At 61.4% G+C, this 19674-nt stretch carries 16 protein-coding genes; 4 read left to right on the forward strand and 12 right to left on the reverse strand.

From position 1 onward, the window contains the following. Position 1 precedes the first annotated feature (1 nt). Positions 2-667, reverse strand: coding sequence for a GMP/IMP nucleotidase (gene yrfG, locus ACWHVV_RS11680; protein WP_447926392.1), 666 nt, complete (start codon positions 665-667; stop codon positions 2-4). Positions 668-739: 72 nt separating this feature from the next. On the opposite strand from yrfG, the gene nudE reads away from it, so the two are divergent. After that, positions 740-1387 (forward strand): ADP compounds hydrolase NudE, encoded by a 648-nt coding sequence (gene nudE / locus ACWHVV_RS11685; protein ID WP_447926393.1) that lies wholly within the window; start codon positions 740-742, stop codon positions 1385-1387. Positions 1388-1797: 410 nt separating this feature from the next. Here nudE and ACWHVV_RS11690 read toward each other — a convergent pair whose 3' ends face one another. The 10 genes from ACWHVV_RS11690 to nrdR form a co-directional block, all read right to left on the reverse strand. Next, positions 1798-3903, reverse strand: a complete 2106-nt coding sequence (locus tag ACWHVV_RS11690) for a methyl-accepting chemotaxis protein (RefSeq protein WP_447926394.1) — start codon at positions 3901-3903, stop codon at positions 1798-1800. Positions 3904-4046: 143 nt separating this feature from the next. After that, on the reverse strand, positions 4047-6500 hold the full coding sequence (gene lon, locus ACWHVV_RS11695; protein ID WP_447926395.1) for an endopeptidase La: 2454 nt from the start codon (positions 6498-6500) through the stop codon (positions 4047-4049). Between the two features lie 151 nt (positions 6501-6651). Continuing rightward, the gene (locus ACWHVV_RS11700; RefSeq protein WP_447926396.1) at positions 6652-7908 is read right to left on the reverse strand and encodes a DUF945 family protein; all 1257 of its coding nucleotides are present in this window, start codon (positions 7906-7908) and stop codon (positions 6652-6654) included. 129 nt (positions 7909-8037) lie between these two features. Next, complete coding sequence (locus ACWHVV_RS11705) at positions 8038-8511, reverse strand: phosphatidylglycerophosphatase A family protein (RefSeq protein WP_447529235.1); 474 nt, start codon at positions 8509-8511, stop codon at positions 8038-8040. Further along, a complete protein-coding gene (gene thiL / locus ACWHVV_RS11710) occupies positions 8508-9482 on the reverse strand; it encodes a thiamine-phosphate kinase (protein ID WP_447929147.1) in 975 nt (324 codons plus the stop codon). The genes ACWHVV_RS11705 and thiL overlap by 4 nt, the downstream gene beginning before the upstream one ends. 35 nt (positions 9483-9517) lie before the next feature. Next, positions 9518-10012: a transcription antitermination factor NusB gene (gene nusB / locus ACWHVV_RS11715; protein ID WP_447926397.1), complete on the reverse strand. Its 495-nt coding sequence runs from the start codon at positions 10010-10012 to the stop codon at positions 9518-9520. Then, a complete protein-coding gene (gene ribH / locus ACWHVV_RS11720; RefSeq protein WP_447926398.1) occupies positions 10009-10497 on the reverse strand; it encodes a 6,7-dimethyl-8-ribityllumazine synthase in 489 nt (162 codons plus the stop codon). The genes nusB and ribH overlap by 4 nt, the downstream gene beginning before the upstream one ends. A 25-nt stretch (positions 10498-10522) precedes the next feature. Next, positions 10523-11677: a bifunctional 3,4-dihydroxy-2-butanone-4-phosphate synthase/GTP cyclohydrolase II gene (gene ribBA, locus ACWHVV_RS11725; RefSeq protein ID WP_447926399.1), complete on the reverse strand. Its 1155-nt coding sequence runs from the start codon at positions 11675-11677 to the stop codon at positions 10523-10525. A gap of 136 nt (positions 11678-11813) precedes the next feature. Next, on the reverse strand, positions 11814-12998 hold the full coding sequence (gene ribD / locus ACWHVV_RS11730; RefSeq protein WP_447926400.1) for a bifunctional diaminohydroxyphosphoribosylaminopyrimidine deaminase/5-amino-6-(5-phosphoribosylamino)uracil reductase RibD: 1185 nt from the start codon (positions 12996-12998) through the stop codon (positions 11814-11816). Beyond that, a complete protein-coding gene (gene nrdR, locus ACWHVV_RS11735; RefSeq protein WP_447926401.1) occupies positions 12998-13519 on the reverse strand; it encodes a transcriptional regulator NrdR in 522 nt (173 codons plus the stop codon). The genes ribD and nrdR overlap by 1 nt, the downstream gene beginning before the upstream one ends. A gap of 260 nt (positions 13520-13779) precedes the next feature. Here nrdR and ACWHVV_RS11740 point away from each other — a divergent pair, with 260 nt between their 5' ends. The 3 genes from ACWHVV_RS11740 (at position 13780) to ACWHVV_RS11750 (ending at position 18176) form a co-directional block, all read left to right on the forward strand. Beyond that, positions 13780-15588: a sugar phosphorylase gene (locus ACWHVV_RS11740; protein ID WP_447926402.1), complete on the forward strand. Its 1809-nt coding sequence runs from the start codon at positions 13780-13782 to the stop codon at positions 15586-15588. Between the two features lie 52 nt (positions 15589-15640). After that, entirely contained in the window at positions 15641-16417 is a 777-nt protein-coding gene (gene dsbG, locus ACWHVV_RS11745; protein ID WP_447926403.1) for a thiol:disulfide interchange protein DsbG, read from the forward strand. Between the two features lie 157 nt (positions 16418-16574). Then, positions 16575-18176 carry a methyl-accepting chemotaxis protein gene (locus ACWHVV_RS11750; RefSeq protein ID WP_447926404.1) on the forward strand — a complete coding sequence of 534 codons (1602 nt, stop codon included), beginning with the start codon at positions 16575-16577 and terminating at the stop codon, positions 18174-18176. A 233-nt stretch (positions 18177-18409) separates the two neighbouring features. On the opposite strand, the gene ACWHVV_RS11755 is transcribed toward ACWHVV_RS11750, so the two are convergent. After that, a complete protein-coding gene (locus ACWHVV_RS11755; RefSeq protein WP_447926405.1) occupies positions 18410-19630 on the reverse strand; it encodes a glycosyl transferase in 1221 nt (406 codons plus the stop codon). Positions 19631-19674: the final 44 nt, after the last annotated feature.

A 19674-nucleotide genomic window follows, 5' to 3' on the forward strand; every position in this document is an offset into this window, starting at 1 on the left:
CTTACTGCGTGGGGGTATCGCCTGGTAGCAGCTGGGCAAATCGGTCCAGGGCGATGAATTCCTGCAGCTCTTTTTCGGGACGCTGACTATCGGGCTGCTTGATGCCCATCAGGTATTTGATACCGAACTCCCGGGCGCTTTCGAGCACGCGCGGGTTGTCGTCGATAAACAGGGTGCGGGCCGGATCGAAGGGCTCGCGCTCTTGTAGCGCAAACCAGAACGCCTGCTCCTCTTTCGCAGCCCCCACATCTTCGGAAGAGATGATGGCGTCGAGATACTTTTCCAACCCCGTGAGCGGCAGTTTTAGCGCCAGGCTGGCGCGGTCGGCGTTGGTGGCCAGCACCACTCGCGGGTGGGCACTTTTGAGCCAGGTGAGAAAATCCAGCGCGTCGCTGCGCAGGCCGATCAAATGCTGGACTTCTCGCTTCAACTCGACCACGTCCACATCGAGCTCGCGGCTCCAGTAGGCCAGGCTGTACCAGTTGAGCGTACCCTGCTCGCCGATGATGCGTTCGCGCAGCTCGTTCTGGGTGACCTCATCGAGCTTGTGTAGCTCGCCGTAGCGCCTGGGCAGGTGCTCGAGCCAGAAGTGGCTATCAAAGTGCAAATCCAGCAGCGTGCCGTCCATGTCCAGCAAGACGGTATCGATCTCGCGCCAATCAATCATGGCCACTCCGGTGTTGAAACGGTAAGCGTGCTATTGTAGCCCAAGGCGTTTTTTCGAGCCATGGAGGCCCTTATGTCCAGATCCGACTCCCCTCGCCCCGACCCGACTCAACCGGATGCCAACGCGCAGGAAACGACGCTTTCGGGCTACCCGGTCAAGCCACATATTCTGGCGCGGGAAAGCGTGGCGAAAAGCCGCCTTTTCCATATCGAAGCGCTGGATTTGCGCTTTTCCAACGGCGAAGAGCGCCGGTTCGAGCGCTTGACCGGCACCGACCACGCGGCGGTGATGATCGTGGCCATGCCGGACCCGGACCACGTATTGTTGATACGCGAGTACGCCGCCGGTTTCGAAGAGTACGCGCTGACCCTGCCCAAGGGGTTGGTGGACCCGGGGGAAGACGTGATCGGCGCGGCCAACCGCGAGTTGATGGAAGAGTGCGGCGTAGGGGCTCACCGCCTGGAGCCGCTCATTGAGCTGTCGCTGGCGCCCAACTACATGCACCACCGCATACAGGTGGTCATGGCCACCGACCTTTATGAGCAGCGACTCCCCGGCGACGAACCCGAGCCCCTGGTCGTCGAGACTCACGCCCTCGAGGACTTACCGGCGCTTTTGATGCGCGAGGATTTCCACGAAGCCCGTGCGATTGCCGCGCTTTATATCGCCCGCGACAAGCTTCGTGACGAGAAGCGTGAAGATGCCATGGATTTGCTTTAGCGGGCGCCGCCAGTAAGGGAAGGCTGTCGCCTTCCATCGCCCAATGAATTGGGCTCCTACAATAGACAGTGGCAACCATCATTTGTAGGAGCAGGCTTCAGCCAGCGATGCAGCGCTGCGCGCTGCCGGGGTTGGTGGTGATGGCAAACTACAATGCCTTCATCACCCAAGGGCGGCTAACGCCGCCATCGCCCAATGAATTGGGCTCCTACAATAGACCGTGGCACCCGCCCTTTGTAGGAGCAGGCTTCAGCCAGCGATGCAGCGCAACGCGCTGCCGGGGTTGGTGGGGATGGCAACCTGCAGTGCCTTCACCACCGAAGGGCGGCTAACGCCACCATCGCCGATGTGTCGGACCACCAATGAATTGGGCTCCTACAGGGGATGGTGGCAGCCGTCATCTGTAGGGGTTAATAGGTAGTGAGCGCGGGCGCTGACTTTTGTAGTGCCTGGTTGACTCGCGCGAGCTTTTCGATGGATGCCTGGATGTTCTCTTCCTGGGCGCCCTTGAGTCGGAAGGCATCCACGACGTTGGCCAGCTCGAACACCTCTATGGCCAGATTATCGGCGGACTCGGCGATCATTTGGACCTTGTGTGCGTTTTGCTGGGTGGTGCTGTCCATTTCGGCGATGGCGCCGTTGATCTGGCCGATGCCGCTACTCTGCTCGTCCGAGGCGCTGGTGATCGAGGCCATTAGCTCGCTGACCTGGCTGACCTGCTGCATGACGTTCTCGATCGAGCTTTCCGCCTGTTGAACCGCGGTGCGTCCGCCGTCTACTTCCTGGGTGGCGCTGGCGATCATGAGGCGAATTTCCTGAGCGGCGTTGGCGCTACGCCCGGCCAGGTTGCGCACTTCGCTGGCCACCACGGCGAAGCCGCGGCCGTGCTCGCCGGCCCTTGCCGCCTCGACCGAGGCGTTCAGCGCGAGGATATTGGTCTGGAACGCGATACCGTCGATCACGCCGATCATCTCGGTCATTTTCTCCGCGCTTTGCGCGATGCGCTGCATGCGCTCGACCAACTCCTCCATCTGGTGGCGGGTATCCCGCGTGCTGCTGGCGTTCTGCCCGGCCAACTGGCTTGCCTGGCGGGCGTTTTCGGTATTCTGCGCAACGGTGGTGGTCATCTCCACCATGCTGGACGCGGTCTGGGCAAGCGCCGAGGCCTGTTGCCCGGTTCGCTGAGAGAGATTGTCGTTATCCTGGGCGATCTGCTCGACGGCCGGGGTCACCACGGACACCCGGTTTTCGACCTCGCCGACCAGGGCGGCCAGGCTAAAGCGCATGGTATCCAGCGAGTAGGCAAGATCGCCCAGCTCATCGCCGCTGCGCAGCTGGTTACGTGCCGCCAAATTACCGGCGGCTACCTGAAAGGTCATATAGCGCGCGCCTTCCAGCCCTTTGAATATCGACCGCAAAATAAGAATGCTCAGTCCCACCATCACCACAAGCCCCACCACCATCAGCAGCAGCTGGGCGAGCAGCCTTTGCTCACGCTCCTGGCGGGCTTCTTCCACCATGGCGGTGGCCTCGATGCGCTTGTCATCGACCAACTGAGTGCTGAGCGTGCGAATCGACTCGGTGGTGGGCGCCACGATATCGTTGAACGCTTCAAAGGCGGCAAACCCGCTAGCCTCGCTCAGGGCGTCCATCGTTTGGGTGAGCCCCAGGGTCCACTGCGCAAGGGCCTCATCGAATGCCTGCACACTCGGGTGCTGCATGTCGTCATAGTCGAGATATGCCGACCACTGGGACTGGATCTCCTGCAAATACGCATCAACAGTGGACGAGAGCTCCTCCAGATCCGCGCGGCGAGGGTTACGCACGGCGGGCTCTACGAGCTCGACCGCCTGGCCGATGCGCCGCTCGATATTTTGTAGGCTTGCGATGGATTGAAGCCCTGAGTGGTTGAGCAAATCCAGCCGCTCGCCTGCCTTGACCAGGCCCATGGCGCCCAGCCCCCCTGCCAACCCCAGTAGCACCAGCGCTATCAGCACCATCCCGGTGAGCTTGGCTTTCAAGCTACCCAACTGAAAACGGCTGATCAGCCCCAGTGCGCCTTTACGCTGTATCGTCCCTCTTTTGACCTGATAGCCGCGGGACTTACCCTTGTCGCGCATCTCGGCGTACACTTTTTGGGCCAATGCGATATCAGCCGGCGCGGCCTTGCGGCGCACCGAGGTGTAGCCCACGATACGGTCGCCATCGCGAAGCGCGGCTACCGTGGCGTTCACCCAATAGTGATCGCCGTTTTTACGCCGGTTTTTAACGAGGCCTTGCCAGGTGTTACCGGCCTTGATGGTGTGCCAGAAATCGCGAAACGCCGCTTCGGGCATATCCGGATGACGGATCATGTTGTGGGGCGAGCCCATCAATTCGTCCCGCGAATAGCCGCTGACTTTGACAAAGGCCGCGCTTGCGTAGGTAACGTTTCCTTCCAAATCGGAACGGGATATCAGTACGGTTTCGTCATCGAGCACGTACTCTTTTTGAGTCACAGGTTGGTTGTTTCGCACCTTGAGGTCCCGTCAACAATTGTTAAAAAGAATCGAATATTGTCATTATCCAGCACCCTCCAAGTTTTAATTCGAAGAATAGGCAAAAAAAACGCCACTCTTTTATAGAGTGGCGCATTGAAGCTCAACCTGACTGCTAGTGATTACTTGAATACGATATTCGCAACATCTTTATATCGATTAGCGAAGTGTACGGTCATTCCCTCTTTCAAGTAATCGGGTAACTCGTCGTAGTCGCGGCGGTTGGGCTCGGGCAGAATCACCTCGAAAATATCGCTGCGCCGGGCGGCGATTACTTTTTCGCGAATACCGCCTACCGGTAGCACCTGGCCGGTCAGCGTTAGCTCACCGGTCATGGCCAGCGGCCGGTCGATCGCCTTTTTCGTGGCCAGCGATAAAAGCGCAGTGGTCATGGTGACGCCGGCGGAAGGGCCATCCTTGGGCGTGGCGCCTTCCGGCACGTGAAGATGCACAAACGCCTGATCGAAAAAGGTCGGGTCGGCGCCATACTCTTTCAAATGCCCCAGCGTATAGCTGTAGGCGATATTGGCCGACTCCTGCATGACGTCACCCAGCTTACCGGTGAGCTTGAAGCCGCGGTCCAGCGAATGCACCTTGCCCGCCTCGATGGGTAGCGTTGCCCCGCCCATGGAGGTCCAGGCAAGACCGGTGACCACGCCTTCGCCCTTGAGTACTTTCTCTTTTCTAAACAGCGGTGCGCCGAGAAACTCCTCGAGGTTCTTGACCGAGATCTTGACGACCTCTTCTGGCTCTTCGAGTAGCTTGACCGTGGATTTACGCACGATGCGGTGAAGCTGCTTTTCGAGCTGACGCACGCCGGCTTCCCGGGCGTAGCCTTCGATGACCTGCTTGAGGGCGGCATCGGTCAGGTTGATACGCTTTTTGGGCAGGTTGTTGCGCTTGAGCAGTTTCGGCCAGAGGTGGTGCTTGGCGATCTCCATTTTCTCTTCGGCGATATAGCCGGAGAGGCGAATCTGCTCCATGCGGTCCAGAAGCGGCCCCGGGATAGAGTCCAGGGTGTTGGCCGTGCATACGAACAGCACCTTGGAAAGGTCCATGCGCACATCGAGGTAGTGATCGAGAAAGTCGACGTTTTGCTCCGGGTCGAGCACTTCCAAAAGCGCCGAGGCCGGGTCGCCCTGGAAGGACTGGCCGAGCTTGTCGATTTCATCGAGCATGATGACCGGATTTTCGACCTTGACCTCCTTGAACGCCTGCACGAGCTTACCCGGCATGGCGCCCACGTAGGTGCGTCGATGGCCCTTGATCTCGGCCTCGTCGCGCATACCGCCGACCGAGAAGCGGTAAAATTCGCGGCCTAGCGCCTCGGCGATGGAGCGGCCCACGGAGGTTTTACCCACCCCGGGCGGGCCAACGAGCAGTACGATCGAGCCGCCCACGTCGCCCTTGAAGGTGCCCTCGGCGAGAAACTCGACGATACGCTCTTTGACGTCGCCCAGGCCGTCGTGATCACGGTCCAGTACTTGCCGGGCGTGGGTCAAATCCAGCTTGTCCTGACTGGTGATCCCCCAGGGCAGCGAGGTGAGCCAGTCGAGATAGTTGCGGGTGGTGCCGTACTCTGGCGAGCCCGTCTCCAGCACGCTGAGCTTGTTGAGCTCTTCGTCGATGCGCGGCTGCACGCGCTCCGGCACTTTTAGCTCTTTCAGGCGGTCGCGGAAAGTGTCGACATCGTTTTCGCGGTCGTCCTTGGAGATGCCCAGCTCGCGCTGAATGACCTTGAGCTGCTCACGCAGGAAAAACTCGCGCTGGCGGTCCTGCATCTGGGCATTGACCTGCTCGCTGATCTCGCTTTGCAGCTTGGCAACGTCGATCTCCTTGCGCAGCAGCGGCAGCACCTTGTGCATACGATCCGCCACCGGCAGGGTCGATAAGACATCCTGGAGTTCAGGGCCCTTGGCCGAGGTAATGGCTGCCGCAAAGTCGGTGAGCGGACCCGGCTGGTTGGGGCTAAACCGGTTGAGGTAGTGCTTGAGTTCCTCCCCGTAGAGCGGGTTGATCGGCAGAAGCTCCTTGATGCCGTTGATGATCGCCATGGCGTAGGCACGGGTCTCTTCATCCTCGGCATCCACGGGCTCTTTGGGGTAGCTCACCTCGACCAGATACGGCGGCTCTTTCGAGAGCCAGCGTTGGATCTTGAAGCGACGCACGCCCTGGGCGATGAACTGAATCTGCTGGTCTTCGCTTTTGAGCTTGTGAACCCGAACGGCGGTGCCCATTTCCGGGAAGCTCGACTCGTCGAGTTCATCCACACCCTGCTCGCCGACAAAAGCGACGCCGAGCGTGTGATGCGGGGTGTTGCCTACCCGGCGCATGGTTTCTTCCCAGCGCTCCTTGTTGATCACCAGCGGCTGGACTTGAGCAGGAAAGAAAGGCCGGTTATGGATAGGCAGAATGTAGATGCGCTCCGGCAGCATTTCACTGGCCGACACCAGCGAATGAGCCTTTTCGCCGTCCGAGCGCTGTTCGCCGTCTTTCACACCGTCGTTGCCGCCGGGTTCGTCGTCGGTCAACCAAACCGGTGAATCGCTGTCGTGTTGATGATCCTGGTCGCTCATGCGGCCTCCATAGGTGGGACTGGCGGTAGCGCCGCCTGGTATTACCCATGGAATGTGGGCAGAGCGAGGAAACTTCAACCCTTGGACCTTAGAACCCTTTTGCCTTACTGACTCCCGGTTCGCTTTACAAGACAAGCCGGCGAAAAGGCGCCTACTGGGGCCAAAGCTCGGGTATGGGGCGGCCGTTCACCCGCCAATTGCCGCGAATCACGTCGAACTGAAGCTCCCGCGTGCCGAGCGGAAGCCCCAGCCACAGCGCGGCGACCGTCGGCGCATCGTACCAAACGAAGTCGCCGTCGATTCTTTCCTTCCAACGGCTACGCGCCTGGGCATCGCCAAGCCCGGCCAGGCTGAGCGGCTCGAGCCGGCGACCATCGAAAAACAGCGCCCCGTCCGCGTCGACGGTAATACCCAATAGCGGGCTCTCGAGGGCAATGCGGGTAACGTCGAGCCGGGGCGAGTCGCTTAGAAGATGAAGCACTTCTGGCTCCAGTCGGGTCATGAAGCCTTCGGCCATGGGCCGGTCCGTGTCGCCCCAGGCCGCCTCTTGACGGATGCGGCGAATGATTTGGCGCACGGCGTCGGCGTTGAGCCGCGAAAGCTCCGCTTCGATTTCACCGCTCAGTAGCGGGGTATCCGGGGCTTCGCTGGGCACGCGTACATCGCCCACGGAAAGGCTGCCTTGCAAGCGCAGCTCGCTTTCATCGAGCACCATGTAGCTTTGCAGGTCGATGGGCGCAGCCTGGACCTCGTAGCCCGGGTAGTAGAGCGTGGTGGTGTCGATGTGCAGGTGGTCGCGCTGGGCGAAATGGTAGGCGTCTTCGATATAGGTGTAGCGGCTTTCAAGGGTGGTGGGGCCAAACGAAAGGTAAGCCTGGCCGTCACTTAGCGTAAGCTGGTCGAACAGCGCGCGCAAACGCCAGTCGCCAAACACGCCTTCCAGGCGCAGGCGGGCGCCGCGCACATCGAGCTCCCGGCCGTTTTGCTGAATGACGAAAGGCGCCAGCGCCAGGCGTAGCTCACTCTTACCACTCCAGGTATGGTAGCGCCCTTCCCAACGCGGCAGCGAAAGCGCGGATACCTCACCGACCGCCTTTTGCAGCGCGCTGTCCAGTCTAGGTACTAGGGTACCTTCGACATCGGTGCTCAAAAGCCCGTGACGGGCATCGTAGGTCAGCGCAAGCTGCCAGGGCCTGCCCAAAAGCGGTGAAAGCAGCACCCGCCCCCGGGAGGTCAGCCAGCCCTGGCGGCTTTCGCTGCGACTTACCCGCCACTCGCCGCGGGCCTCCAGGTCTTCCAGCGCCTGGCTCAAGCTGCGCTCGAAAAGAATACTCGAAACCAGCTGAGCGACGGCCCAGACAAGCGCCGCCACCACGATGACCGGCACAATAAGACGTTCCTTACGCATGCCATCTCCCTGGATAGCCCAAGATTGACGCCCGGCTCAAGGCGCATTGCCCACTACGCTAAAGCAAATACCGCCGCGATAACATCCTTGAACGCGACCGCCCGCCGCCGCTATAGCGTAGCGGGCGTTTCAGTGCAGCCAGAACCACAGGTGCATGGTGCTCCAGGCGTAGATACCGGCCATGACGTCGTCGATCATGATGCCAAAGCCGCCTGCCACGCGCCGGTCGGCCCAGCGAATCGGCCAGGGTTTGAAGACATCGAAGATGCGAAAGACGATGAACCCCCAAAGCGCGGCCTCCCAGGAGAACGGCACGGCGGCCATGGTGATCCAGTAGCCGACGAACTCGTCCCAGACGATGCCGGAGTGGTCGTGAACGCCCAGATCGTGGGAAGTTTTATCGCAAAGCCAGACACCGACCACAAAGGCCACGAACACCAGGCTCAAGTACCAGCCCAGCGGCAGATCCGCCATGATCCAGTAAAACGGAATGGCGGCGAGGGTGCCAAAGGTGCCCGGCGCCCAGGGCACCATGCCGCTGCCCAGGCCAAAGGCAAAAAAGTGGGTCGGGCGGCGCCAAACGCTCGAAGGTGCCTGGTTCATGGCGCTTCCTCGTTGAAATGCTGCCACCCTTGGGCGCTTTGTGCATCGACGCCACGTACCCCGGGCGTATCGCTACAGCGCCCAATGACGGTGAGCGCTACGCCAATCTGCGCCAGCGCCTGCTCGGCTTTCGCTAAATTGCCCGGCGCAAGCGTCACCAACAGTTCGTAGTCATCGCCGCCACTTAGCATGGCCTGCAGCGCGCCGTCTCCCAGGGCCTCTTCCAGCCCGCAGGCTTTGGGCAGCGCCTCGGGGTAAAGCTCGGCCCCGACGCCGGAGGCCCGGCGCAGATGACCCAGGTCGGCCAGCAGGCCATCCGAAATATCCAGCGCGCTGCTGGCAAGCCCGCGCAGCGCGATACCCGCCTCCAACTGCGGTGTCGGCAGAAGATAGCGCTGCAAAAGTGGATGCGCCATGTCGCGCTCACCCTGCTGCCACATATAAAGCCCGCCGGCGCCGCCACCCAGCACCCCGGTCACGGCGATGAGGTCGCCGGGGCTGGCACCGGCGCGGGTGAGTGCCTCGTGACCGGGTACCTCGCCCATGACGGTCACACTAATGCTCAGCGCACCGGCGGTGACATCGCCGCCCACCAGCGCCGTTCGATGCTGGTCGCAAAGCGCATGAAAGCCCTGGGCGTAGGCCTGGTACCAGCGGGTGGCATCAGAGGCGTCGCGAAAAGCGTTTTGGGGCTGACTCAGCGCCATCATGCACCAGCGCGACCTGGCGCCCATGGCGGCCAGGTCGCTCAAGGCCACCGCTAACGCGCGGTGGCCGATAGCCTCGGCCGGGGCATCGGCGGGGAAGTGAACGTCAACGATCGATGTGTCGACGCTCACCGCCAGCTGACAGCCCGGCTGGGGCGTTAGCAAGGTAGCATCGTCACCGCAGCCCAGCGCCACACCGCTGTTGCCAGCCAGCGTGGGTGCGGGTTTTAAAAACCGTTCAATGAGTTCGAATTCGCCAAACACATGGGGCCCCTTGACGCGATCCAAGCGAACTCGCCTTAAAGCCGGCGAGCGCTTACCTCGGCACTGCGTAAGCGGTTGGCCAGCTTATCGAGAATGCCGTTAACGTATTTGTGGCCATCGGTGGCGCCAAAGGACTTGGCCAGCTCGACGCCTTCATTGATCGCCACGCGATAAGGCACTTCCGGGCGCTTGGCAAGCTCATAGGCGCCCAGGCGCAGAATGGCCAGCTCCACCGCATCCAGATCCTCCAGGCGGCGATCCAGTAGTGTGGAAATTTCGCGATCGAGCTCGGTTTTGTGACGCACGGTTTCGTGAAACAGGGTGTGAAACAGCGCCTTGTCGGCGATCTGCATCACCATGACCCAGTTTTCGTGGTCTTCCAGGTCGTCGTCGGCGAGCTGGCTACGAAACTCGGCCTCCACGGTGGAGGCCGACTTGCCGGTCATTTCCCACTGGTAAAGCGCCTGCACGGTCAGTTCTCGGGCGGCACGGCGCGCCTGCTGGGCAGCGCTTGGCTGACGCTCGCTCATGAACGCTCTCCGAGGGGTAGCGCGCGCAGCAGCGACACCATTTCCATGGCGGCCATGGCCGCTTCGGTGCCTTTATTACCCGCCTTGGTGCCGGCGCGCTCGATTGCCTGCTCGATGGACTCCACGGTCAGCACGCCATTGGCGATGGGGGTATCGAACTCGAGCTGAAGATGGTTGATGGCCGTGTTGCAGCCGCCCGCCACGTACTCAAAGTGCGGCGTACCGCCACGAATCACCGCGCCCAGCGCAATCACCGCCTCGGGCTTGATGGTTTTGAGTACCCGCTTGACCGCCAGAGGAAGCTCCCAGGCGCCGGGCACGTGCACGATATGAATATTGTCAGCGTCGACGCCGTGGCGCGTCAGGCTGTCTACGGCGCCTTCGACCAGGCTATCGACCACATGGTGGTTGAAACGCCCGACCACGATCACGTAGCGGCCGTCGACATCGACAAAACTGCCTTCAACTTGCGAAAGGGATTGCATCTATTTAATCCTACTTAATCATCTATCAAGACGTGGGTTCAGTGCCGCTTTCGGGGCCTACGAGCTCGACGACTTCCAGATCGAACCCGGAAAGCGCTGAAAATTTCCACGGCGAACTGAGAAGGCGCATCTTGCCTACGCCCAGATGGCGCAGAATCTGCGAGCCTGTACCAATGGTCATGTAATTACCGGAGCCGTCGGAGTCGCTGGTGCGCGGTGGCTGTACGCGGCCCAAAAACAGCTCCAACTGATCCTTGAGATCCTGCGCCGGATACCCTTCGTCGATCAATACCAGCACGCCCGCCTCGGCCGTGGCGATCTCATCGAGTGCCCGGTGCGCGTGCCAGCGATAGGACGACGCCTGCGTCAGCCCCAGCACGTCGCGCAGCGTATCGGCCAGGTGAACGCGCACCGTGGTGATCTCTTCCGGGACGGGGCGACCCTTGACCAGCGCCAAGTGGTGGCTGCCCTGCAGGCGGTCGCGAAACACGTGCAGCGTCAGCTCGCCGTGAGTGGTCGATACCGGCGTGGTTTCGATTAGATCGACGGTTTGCTCGTTGACCATGCGGTAGTGAATCAGATCGGCGATGGTGCCCATCTTGATACCGTGGGTGTTGGCGAACGCCTCGAGCTCGGGGCGGCGCGCCATGCTGCCATCGTCGTTCATGATCTCACAGATCACGCCGCTCGGGTCACACCCGGCAAGCGCCGCCAGATCGCAGGCCGCCTCGGTGTGCCCGGCGCGGCGCAGCACCCCGCCCGGCTCCGCCATCAACGGGAAGATATGCCCGGGCTGCACGATATCCGCCGCTTTCGCGTTGGGGGCCGCCGCGGCCTGTACGGTGCGGGCGCGATCCGCCGCCGAGATACCGGTCGTCACGCCTTCGCGGGCCTCGATCGAGAGCGTGAACTTGGTACCGAAACCGGAACCGTTTTTACCCACCATCAAGGGCAGGTCCAGCCGCTCGCAGCGCTCGCGCGTCATGGGCATACAGATCAGCCCGCAGGCGTGGCGCGCCATGAAGTTGATATGCTCGGGCTGAACCTTTTCAGCCGCCATAATGATATCGCCTTCGTTTTCGCGATCCTCATCATCCATGAGGATCACCATTTTGCCCTGCCGGATATCTTCGACCAGATCGGCAATCGGGGATAGTCCCTCTGAACAGGCGTGCACCATGGAATCTCCCAAACAGTAGCCGCACTATGTGCGATTTTGCGCGCAAGGGTACCTTGGCTGACCCGCGCGCGCCAGGTTTAAGCGCGTTCGCCACCAGCGCCAACCTTTGGTCAGCGCCTCTCAACGCGCGCTCGATTTAGTCGGCGTTACCGCAGGTCTCGAGATCGCGGGGTTTGGCAATAATGCGCCAATCCTCCCCTACCGCCCGGATATCCTGAATATCCAGGCGCTTTTGATGGGCCATTTCGGTAAGCCCGGGCAGCGCGAAAAGCGGCCGCGCTTCGCCCCCCAAAAGCGTGGGCGCGACAAAAAGCTGCAGCTCGTCGACCAGGCGCGCGTCGAGCAGTGCCCCGGCCAGGGTCGCGCCGGTTTCTACCAGCACTTCGTTGACATCGTACTCGCAGGCCAAATAGCTCAGCATATCGGAAAGCGACACCCTGCCCGCCGCGAAAGCGGGCATCACGTGAATGTGCGCGCCCGCCTCTTCCAGTTTACGGCGCTTCTCTTCGCTGTGCTGCTCGGTGGTGATCACCAGGGTCTGGCCGGGCTCTTGTAGACAGGCCGCGGCCAGCGGCAGGCGCAGCGTCGAGTCCATGATCACGCGAAGCGGCTGGCGGGCGGCGGCTAGCTCGCCGTTGTCGAGGCCGAGCTGTTCGGCGCGCAGGGTCAGGCGCGCATCATCCAAAATGATCGACTCGACGCCGCTCAAAATGGCGCTCGAACGCGCGCGTAGCCGCTGTACCTGGCGGCGCGCCTCGGGCCCGGTAATCCACTGCGACTCCCCCGAGCCCATGGCGGTGCGCCCATCCAGACTCATGGCCATTTTCAAGCGCACGAACGGCAACCCGCGCTGCATACGCGAGATAAACCCCGGATTGAGCGCCTGGGCCTCGGACGCCAAAAGCCCGGTCTCGACCTTGATACCCGCCTTTTCCAAGCGCTCGACCCCTTGGCCGCTGACCTGCGGGTTGGGGTCGACCATGGCGATCACCACCCGGGCTACCTGGGCGCTGACCAGGGCATCGGCGCAGGGGCCCGTGCGGCCTACGTGAGAGCAAGGCTCCAGCGTGACGTAGGCGGTCGCCCCGCGGGCGCTGTCGCCGGCAGCATCCAGGGCATGCACTTCCGCGTGGGCCTCGCCCGCTCGCTCGTGAAAGCCTTCGCCTACCACGCGCCCTTCGTCCTCGGCGCCTACGTCATCGTAGCGAACGATCACGCAGCCCACTCGCGGGTTGGGGTCAGTGGTGTAAAGGCCCTTTTTGGCAAGCGTGAGAGCTCTTGCCATATAGACGTGGTCGCGGGGGGAAAAGGCCGTGCTCATCAGGATTCTCCGCCAGGCTTTGCCGTTTCATTATCAGCGCCTGCCGGCGTAGCACTGGAGGCCTCTTTAGGGCTTTGCGCCAGCCGGTCGATCTCGGCGCGAAACTCGTCCAGATCCTGAAATTTGCGATAAACCGAAGCAAAGCGGATGTACGCGACCTGGTCGAGCCCGCTCAGCGCTTTCATGACCGCCTCGCCAATATCCCAGGCGTTCACTTCCCGCTCGCCTTGAGCACGCAATTGCTGGCGAATGCGCTCGACCGCCGCTTCGATGGCCTCGGCGCTGACCGGGCGCTTTTCCAGCGCGCGCAGCATGCCGGCGCGCAGCTTGGCCTCGTTGAAACTTTCACGGGAGCCGTCGGATTTTACCACCCGGGGCATGATGAGCTCCGCGGTTTCGTAGGTGGTAAAGCGCTCCTGGCAGCTGGCGCACTGGCGCCGCCGCCGCACCTGGTCGCCGTCTGCCACCAGGCGCGAGTCGGTGACTCGAGTATCATTAGCACCACAAAAAGGGCAATGCATGGCCGTCAACCTATGGTTAGAGCAGTAATAACGTTGTGCCGCCTGAGCGCGTTTTTAAAACGCCACGCTATCGAACAAGAGCCGTTTAAAAGCAGGCCTTTAAAAACAGATTTTTTAAAGGCTTACTGAATAGCCCCACAAGGGTTCGTTCGATATGCAGGGGTCGCCGCCTTTTATATCGATGCGGCCATAACCTAGCATTGTAACGATTTGGCACACAAGCTGCAGCGTTTGTTACAGCTATCACAAGAGGACGCGCCATGACGCCTTTCGAGCAAACGCTTCACCGCTATTTGACCCACCTTTATGGCCACCGCGCGGACGAGGTCGTCCGGCGAATCAACCAGCACCTGGCGTACTACGCCGACGCCCGGGCAAGGGGCGAAAGCCAGGACGGCACGCCGGTTGCCCGGGTGAATGACGCCCCTCCCGGCGCACCACTTTGGAGCGAAAGGGATCAGTGGGTGATCAGCTATGGCGACTCGATCACCGCCGAGGACCAGCCTCCCCTTACCGTGCTCAGCGATTTTTTACGCAACCGCCTGGGCGACTGCATTAGCGGCGTGCACGTACTGCCCTTCTTTCCCTGGAGCAGCGATGACGGCTTCTCGGTCATTCACTACCGGGAGGTCAATCCCGAGCTCGGCGATTGGTCGCATATTCGCGAGATTGCCCACCACTTCGACCTCATGGGCGATTTGGTACTCAACCACGTCTCCCGGGAGTCGCTCTGGTTCGTCGACTACCTGACCGGGAGCCTGCCCGGGCGCGATTTCTTTATCGAGGCCGACCCGCAGACGGATGTCTCCCAGGTGACCCGGCCACGCAGTAGTCCGCTTTTGGTGCCCGTGGCCACCCGGCGCGGCACGCGCCACCTGTGGGCGACCTTTTCCGACGACCAGATCGATCTGAACTTCGAAAACCCGGATGTCCTGCTCGAATTCGTGGGCATTCTGCTTTTCTATCTACTGCAGGGTATTCGCATCATCCGCCTCGACGCCGTGGCGTTTTTATGGAAACGCCTGGGCACGAACTGCATCCACCTGCCCGAAACCCATACCGTGGTGCGCCTTTTGCGCGCGATCGTCGACGAGGTGGCCCCGGGGACGCTGTTGATCACCGAAACCAACGTGCCCCACGCGGAGAACATCAGCTACTTCGGCCTCGAGCGGCTACTGCCGGATGCAACAGAGCCCGTGAAAACCGCGGATGAGGCGCACATGGTGTATCAGTTCGCCCTGCCGCCACTTTTATTGCACACCCTTACCCGGGGTGAAACCTCGACGCTACAGGCCTGGCTTGCAAGCCTGCCCACGCTTCCGGACAACTGCACCTACTTGAACTTTACCGCGAGCCACGACGGCATCGGCGTGCGCCCGCTGGAGGGCCTGTTACCCGATCACGAGCGCGACGCTTTGCTTGAATTGATGCACCGCTTCGGCGGTTTTGTCAGCATGCGCAGTAACCCGGACGGCAGCGACACGGCCTACGAGATCAACATCACCTGGTTCGAGGCAATGCGCGGCACCCGCCGCGGACCGGACCCCTGGCAGATCGCCCGATTTTTGTGTAGCCAGGCGATCATGCTCACGCTTCAAGGGATTCCCGCGCTCTACATCCACACCCTGACCGGCTCGCTCAACGACGTCGAGGGCGTAGAACGGAGCGGACGGCTACGCTCGATCAACCGTCACCACTGGGCGCTCGATGAGCTGGAGCTGTTGCTGGAAAGCCCGACAACGCCGACCCATGATATATTCTTTGCGCTACGCGAATTTTTGAAGCAGCGCAGCTCAGAGCCATGCTTTCATCCGGGCGCCGCCCAGCGCGTTATCGCGACAAGCGACAACGTACTGGCCATCGAGCGCGGCCCGCTTCGAGATGGTAGAACCTTGCTGGCGCTTTTCAACGTGACCGACAAGCCCGCCCCGCTCGAAGAGGCCGGTGAGACGCTGACAGACACCCTCGACCGGCACACCTGGCGAACACTCGATAGCGAGCAGGCCTGGGTACCGGAAAAAGCCCTGCCACCCTACGCCGTTCGCTGGCTGGTGCGCGAAGGGGGTTGAACCGCTCGACCTGCGCTGCACGACGACCCACTCCCTTGAGGCCACTACCCCCATGCCGGTCACGTTTAAAAAATCACTGCTCACCGCGCTTGCAAGCGCAGGCCTGGGGGCGACACCTGGCGTTGCCTCAGAACTGCCCGCTCCCATCGAGGCGCTGCGCGATCAGGGCGTCATGATTCACGAACGCTTCGAAGCCCCTGGCGGGCTTACCGGCTTTGGCGCCAGCACGCCAGGTCAGGAAATGATCATCTACCTGACGCCGGATGGCGAGCACGCCATTATCGGCACGATGATGGATCGCCAGGGCGAAAATGTCACCGAAGATCAGCTTGAGGCTTCTGTGCGCGTACCGTTGGAAGCGCAGACCTGGCAAAGCCTTGTGCAGAGCCACTGGATTCAGGATGGCGACCGCGAAGCGCCCAGGACGGTCTACATGTTTACCGATGCCAACTGTCGCTACTGCAAGCAGCTTTGGCGCCAAACCCGCCCCTGGGTCGAGGCCGGCGAGGTCCAGCTTCGCCACATCATGGTCGGTATATTGGCGCCCAACAGCCCGGCGCTGGCCGCCACGCTGCTCGCCGCCGACGACCCGTCGGCGGCCTTGAAAGCGCATAGCGAAGGCGAGCCTATCGAGGCCAGCGCCCAGGCGATCGCGATCGAGGAGCAGGTCTACACCAATAACCAGCTCTTCGAGGCGCTTGGCCTGAACGCCACCCCGACCAGCGCTTTCCAGCGCGAAACCGAGGACGGCCATATCCGCCTTGATCGTATCGAGGGGTTGCCAAGCGAGGAGCGCTTGATCGACATGATGGGCAGTGAGGCGCCTTGAGGCGCGCTCACTATAACTCGGAATACGACGCACCCCGCCCCCCATCATCCGCTTGCTCTGCAAGCGGTTTTTTTTATTAATGCTCCGCCGGTTTCCGCCGATATAGAGCATCGTATCTGAAGGTGCTTGTTTTAAATAAAACCAAACCGGGAACACCATGACACGATTAACGTTGAACCAAAGACTGTGGGGCGTACTGGCCATCATATGCTTTGCCATGCTGGCCCTGGTGGGCTGGCTTAGCTGGGATACTCGACAAACCATGGAGGAGGAGCGGCGCACCAGTATCCAGCAGGTAGTCGAGAGTCTGGGTTCCCAGTTGGAATCACTTCAAGCGCGGGCCGCCAGCGGCGAGCTCACCCGCGAGCAGGCGCAGCAGCGCGCAATCGAGAGCATCGTCAACGCCGGCTTTGGCGACGGCGAGTATATCTTCGCTTTCGACGAGCAGCTCGATATCGTCGCGCACCCCAGGCGTGAACGGGGCGACGATATGAGTAGCTTCCAGGACAGTCGCGGCATGTATCTCTACAGCGCCTTCATGGAGGCGGCCAAGTCCGGCGGCGGCCACGTCGAGTACTATTCGCGCCGCATCGATGAGGGTGACGACCAGTTTCCCAAAATCAGCTATTTCGCTTACTTACCTGATTGGGGCTGGGCCTATGGCGCGGGCATCTATACCGATGACATCAACGCGGATTTTATTAGCAACCTGATTCAGTCGCTGATCGCCTTTCTCATTATCGGCTTGCCCGTGGCGCTTTTAATGGGCTGGATCATTCGCGATGTGGGACGCCGGCTGGGGGGTGACCCGCGCTATGCCGCCAACGTGGTCAGCCATATTGCCGATGGTGACCTGACCCGCAGCACCACGCTTGCCCGCTCGGATCAACACAGCTTACTGTTCAATATCAACCGTATGCGGGAAAACCTGGCGGATACGATTGGCGGGATTCACCAGGGCGCCGACCAGGTCAACAGCGGGGTCGAGCAGATCGTGGGCGTCAACGAAGAGCTTTCGACGCGCACCGAGCAGCAGGCCGCCTCGCTTGCCGAAACCGCTTCGAGCATGGAAGAACTGACGGCGACGGTGAAGCAAAACGCCGAGCACGCCGACCACGCGCGTCAACTGGCCGCCTCCACGGCCTCCAACGCCCAGCGCGGCAGCGACGCCATGACCAACGTGGTCAGCACGATGGATGCCATCAACGAAAGCTCGTCGCAGATGAGCAGCATCGTCGACACGATCGACGGCATCGCGTTTCAGACCAATATTCTGGCGCTCAATGCCTCGGTCGAGGCCGCCCGCGCCGGCGAGCAGGGCCGCGGGTTTGCCGTGGTAGCCAACGAGGTGCGCCAGCTGGCCAGCCGCTCAGCTGCGGCGGCGCAGGAGATCAAGAAACTGATCGAAGACTCCGGCGTGAAAGTGACCGGCGGTAGCCAGCAGGTACGCGATACCGGCGATGTCATCAGCAGCGTGGTTGGCGATATTCAGCAGCTCAGCACGTTGGTACAGGAGATCGCGGCGGCGACCAAGGAACAAAGCAGCGGTATCGAGCAGGTCAACGAAGCGGTCACTCAGATGGATCAGATGACCCAGCAAAACGCCGGGCTGGTTCAGGAGAGCAACCACGCCACCCAAGCGCTGGCCCAGCTCAGCATGGAGCTGCGTGACCGGGTAACGCACTTTCGTATCCACGACGCCGCGCCGCAAACGGTACAGCGCCTGCCCAGCACCAGCGCCCCCTCCAGCGACTTCTAACGCCTGTCGCTCACAAGGCTGGCCTCTTCAGGCCAGCCTTTTTCTGACATCGACCCCAGCCGCGCTTTGCGCGGCATCGCTGGCTAAAGCCTGCTCCTACGGTGGATGAGCCTATCTCAGGCGCCCCATTCTATTGGGCGATGGAAGGCGTGTCCTTCCCTTGCTGGCGAGGCCACGTTTTAGAAATTACCCGCTGAAGCCTGCGCTTGCCATTAGGCCGGAATACGTTCTTGCTAGACCTTGCCCTGGTTGTCCAACTCGACCGCTTCGTGCATGCGCGCCAGGAGATCCGGTACGGCGGCCTGGACGCGGCTCCAGCTGGGGATGAAAGGGCGTTCGCGTGGGTTGTCCAGAAACAGGTTGCCCGCCTCCAGCAGGTTGCTGGCAAAAAGCTCGACCGCCTGCTCTTCGCTGTGGCGGTCAAGACTCAGTCCGTTCATGGTGGCGTCGTGGTCGTAGGCTTCGATCAAATCGAGCGCCAGACGGTAATAAGTCGCCTTGAGCGTGCGGAAATCCTCGCTGCTGAAAATCACGCCCTGGGTGGCGAGTTTGCGGTAAAGCGCTTTGGCGATATCCAGACTCATGCGGTTGAGCCCGCCGCTTGCGTCTTCTTCGCTGACCGGCTGATGTTTATGGTCGTAGGCATCGGCGATGTCCACCTGACAGATCTGGCGCATCGAATAGTTACGCTGAAGTTCCGAGAGTACGCCTATCTCGAGCCCCCAATCCGCCGGAATACGAATGCCTTCCAGCACGTCACGGCGCATGGCGAACTCGCCGGAGAGCGGATAGCGAAAGCTGTCCAGATAATCCAGATACGGCAGCGGCCCGCAGACGGTTTTCAGGGCGCGTAGAAGCGGTGTGACCATTAGCCGGGAAACGCGGCCGTTGAGTTTGCCTTCGGCAATACGCGGGTAGTACCCCTTACAGAAGCTGTAGTTGAAGCGCGGATGGGCTACCGGGTACATCAAGCGCGCCAGCAGCCCACGGTCGTAGGTCAAAATATCGCAGTCGTGAAGCCCTACCACCGTCGAGCGGTTCGATGCGAGCATATAACCCGCGCAGTACCACACGTTGCGTCCTTTACCCGGCTCCAGTGCCCCCAGACCGAGCTCTTCGAGTTCGCTGTCCAGCGCGCGCAGGCGCGGTCCGTCATTCCAAAGGATGCGCGTATGCTGCGGCAGACGGGAGAAAAATTCCCGGGCGTACAAGAACTGTTCGCGGTCGGCCCGGTCGAGCCCGATCACGATTTCGCCAAGGTAGGGAACGTGTTTGAGCTCGTCGATGATCGCCGACAGCGCCGGCCCCTCGAGCTCGGAAAAAAGCGACGGTAGAATGAGCCCCATGGGGCGGCGCTTGGCAAAGTCAGCCAGGTCTCTCTCGAGATCCTCGACGGGACGCCGCGTCAAGTTGTGAAAGTCCGTCACTAAACCGTTTTGATGAAAATCGCTCATGGTGTGCCCTCTCTGGCGTATCGTCCGGCATTGACTTTAAAAGG

Source organism: Vreelandella sp. EE27 (genome assembly GCF_968206495.1).